The sequence below is a fragment of the Polaromonas sp. P3_C2 genome (genome assembly GCF_056402675.1).
In genome coordinates this window covers 1-3,245 of record NZ_JBFUGX010000474.1, presented here as the reverse complement: position 1 = coordinate 3,245, position 3,245 = coordinate 1, and the positions used below count along the sequence as shown (strand labels likewise).

Sequence of the window (3,245 nt, the reverse complement as noted above, 5' to 3'; positions counted from 1 at the left end):
CCCTGGTACTGCGGGGTAAAGCCGCAGAAGCTGGCAGTGTTGACCACGACCACCACTTGTCCGCTGTATTGGCAGAGCGTCTGCGGCCTTTCGTCTTGCAACCGTAAAAACGTCTGCTGCAGCAGCGCGGGGCAGGTTGCCGGTGCGGGGCCGGCGGACGCTACGGCAGGTGCCGGTGGCGCTGCCAGCGCGCCGCCGGAGGCCAGCAGCGCAGGGGCAGCCAGCATGATCAGCAAAAGGAACTGGGCCGCCCGGCGGGGGGCGCAAGAGATGGCAGTGGCGGTCATTGGCTAAACTCGCGGGCTGGTGATCGGGCTGATTCAGGTTTATTCTGGCGCTGTCATACATGTTTCACAACATGCCCTGACGATACGCCCGTATCGCGGTGAATGGATTCAGCGGGAATTCAGCCCCGGACTATCCAGGGTCTGCATGGCTTTATTTGGCACAATGCAGTCCGAAAAAGAGCACTTGTGTGGTCCAACACGCCGGAATGGGGTCCGAATTACCCTGATTTGCCGGTAAATAGCGCATAAGTCGCCCGTTGTCACATTAGCCGCCTAAAATCGTTACAAGTACCCAGGATGCTCCCGCAGGACATCCGAGGCAGATATATCTGCATATCCCTTGCGAAGGAGTTCTCATGCTTTATCCCGAACTGTTCAAACAACTTGAATCCGTCCGCTGGGACATGGACAAGGACATTCCATGGGCAAGTTTTGACGCGTCCAAGCTGACCGACGAGCAGGCCCAGACCATCAAGATGAATGCCATCACGGACTGGTCTGCGCTGCCCGCCACGGAAATGTTCCTGCGCGACAACAAGGACGACAGCGATTTCTCGGCCTTCATGTCCATCTGGTTTTTTGAAGAGCAAAAACACTCGCTGGTGTTGATGGAATACCTCAAGCGCTTCCGCCCGGACCTCGCTCCCACGGAAAAAGAATTGCACGAAGTGCGTTTCGAGTTCGAACCCGCACCCGCGCTGGAAACGCTGATGCTGCATTTCTGCGGCGAGATCCGCCTGAACCACTGGTACCGCCGCGCCAGCGAATGGCATACCGAACCTGTCATCAAGCAGATTTATACCCAGCTGAGCCAGGACGAAGCCCGCCATGGTGGCGCTTACCTGCGCTACATGAAGCGCGCCATCAACAACTTCGGCAATGAAGCCAAGTCCGCCTTCACCAAGGTGGGCGTGCTGATGGCCAGCGCACGCCGTACCGCCCAGGCGCTGCACCCGACCAACCTGCATGTGAACAAAAGCCTTTTTCCGCGCGACACCATCCAGAGCCGCCTGCCCAACCCCGAGTGGCTGGAGCACTGGCTCGACACGCAGATCAAGTTTGACGCGGTGTGGGAGGGCAAGGTGGTCGAACGCATCCTGCACAACCTGAGYCTGCTGTTGAACCAGAGCTTCAAGACCGTGCAGGAACTGAACCGCTACCGCAAGGAAATTGCCAAGGAACTGGCGGAGTCCATCGCCGCCAAGCCGGCACCTGCCGGCGCCTGATGCACGACGTCCGCTGGCCGGGTGCCTCGGGCGGCAGAAGCCGGGTGGTAACCCGGGCCTTCCGTTAAAGTGGCGGGATGCCCAGCGAGCCCCCTACCCCCTCCTCTACCCACTTCCTGCAAAAAATAGTCCCCCGCGAAGAAGCGCGGCAGCGGCTTGCTTCAATGCCACATCCCATTGTCTTTACCAATGGGGTGTTTGATGTCTTGCACCGCGGGCATGCCACCTACCTGGCCGACGCACGCGCGCTGGGCGCAAGCCTGGTGGTGGCGCTGAACACCGATGCCTCGGCACGGCGGCTGGGCAAGGGCCCTGACCGGCCGCTCAACAACGAWCACGACCGCGCCGCCATGATGGCTGCGCTGGAGTCGGTGAGCCTGGTCACCTGGTTTGACGAAGACACGCCGCTGGAGCTGATCCGTGAGCTCCAGCCGGATCTGCTGGTGAAGGGCGGAGACTACGACATGGACAAGCTGRCAGAGACCGCGGTGGTCAAGGCGTATGGCGGCAGCGCCCGGGCGATCCCGTTTGTGGATGGCTATTCGACGACGGCCCTGGTGAAAAAAATCCGCGCTGCGAGTTGATCCACTGATATCCGCCGGTATTGGGTATTGGGTATTGGGTATTGGGGGAGCCCGGCCGGCTTTTCTTCGGAGGGTGGTCGCCCTCAGGCGGACTTCGCCACCAGCACGGCGTTGGAGCCGCCAAAGGCAAACGAGTTGGACATCACCGCGCGCAGGCCCTTGGCATCGCGTGCCGCCAGCGGTATGTAGTCCAGGTCACAACGCGGGTCTGGGTTCACCAGGAAGGCCGTTGGCGGCAGTTGCCCCGCGCGCAGTGCCATCACACTCGCAATGAATTCCATCGCCCCCGCAGCGCCCATGGCGTGCCCGTGCACCCCTTTGCTGGAGCTGATGGGCAGGCGCCCGGCCAGGTCCTTGAAGGCCAGCTTGATGGCGCTGGTTTCGATGACATCACCGACATCGGTGGCGGTTCCGTGGGCATTGAGGTAACCGATGTCGGCGGCCTGCAGTCCCGCGTCTTTCAGCGCCAGCGTCATGGCGAGTGATTGCCCCTGGGCGTCGGGCTGCGTCAGGTGATGGGCGTCGGTGGTGGATGCGTAGCCGCAAAGTTCGGCCAGGATATTGGCGCCGCGCCGTTTGGCGCTTTCCCATTCTTCCAGGACCAACATGGCGGCGCCTTCGGCCAGCACCAGACCGGAGCGGTCAACCGAAAATGGACGGCACGAGGTTTCGGTGCCGTCGGCATGGGGCTTGGCCAGCGTGTGCATGGCTTGCCAGGCCTTGATGGTGCCGCGGTTCAGCAATGCCTCGGAACCCCCGGCCAGCATGGCGTCTGCATAACCGTGGCGGATCTGCCGGAAAGCTTCTCCAATGGAGGTGGCCGACGATGCGCAGGCATTGGAAACCGTGCTGCTGGGGCCCTTCAGCCCGAACTCCATGGACACATGGGCGGCAATGGCGTTGTGCATGGCCAGCACGACCGTCATGGGGCGCAGCCGCGCCACTTTTTGCTCCAGCAATGCCGTGTAAGCCACATCCGTGGATCCTGCGCCGCCGCTGCCTGTGCCCAGCGAGACGCCGAAACGCTCGGGTGCGAAGCCACCCTCAGGGCCCCATCCAGCCTGCGCCATGGCTTCGCGGCCAGCCACCACCGCGAGCTGGCTGACCCGGTCCATGGTCAGGAGACGGGCGCGGGGGAAATGCTGGTC

The 3,245-nt window shown here is 62.2% G+C and carries 3 protein-coding genes and 1 pseudogene; 2 read left to right on the top strand and 2 right to left on the bottom strand.

What is annotated here, in order from left to right; all coding sequences use genetic code 11:
- Positions 1-227 (bottom strand): annotated as a pseudogene (locus tag AC1DWI_RS17395) (glutathione peroxidase); the annotation flags it as partial.
- 416 nt (positions 228-643) lie between these two features.
- Between AC1DWI_RS17395 and AC1DWI_RS17390 the strand changes: the two are divergent.
- Together AC1DWI_RS17390 and rfaE2 are read left to right on the top strand one after the other, a co-directional pair.
- Positions 644-1,513 carry a ferritin family protein gene (locus tag AC1DWI_RS17390; protein WP_477725302.1) on the top strand — a complete coding sequence of 290 codons (870 nt, stop codon included), beginning with the start codon at positions 644-646 and terminating at the stop codon, positions 1,511-1,513.
- Positions 1,514-1,590: 77 nt separating this feature from the next.
- Positions 1,591-2,097, top strand: coding sequence for a D-glycero-beta-D-manno-heptose 1-phosphate adenylyltransferase (gene rfaE2, locus AC1DWI_RS17385; RefSeq protein ID WP_477725301.1), 507 nt, complete (start codon positions 1,591-1,593; stop codon positions 2,095-2,097).
- A gap of 83 nt (positions 2,098-2,180) precedes the next feature.
- Here rfaE2 and AC1DWI_RS17380 read toward each other — a convergent pair.
- On the bottom strand, positions 2,181-3,245 hold a 1,065-nt coding region (locus AC1DWI_RS17380; protein WP_477725300.1), incomplete at its 5' end, for a beta-ketoacyl-[acyl-carrier-protein] synthase family protein.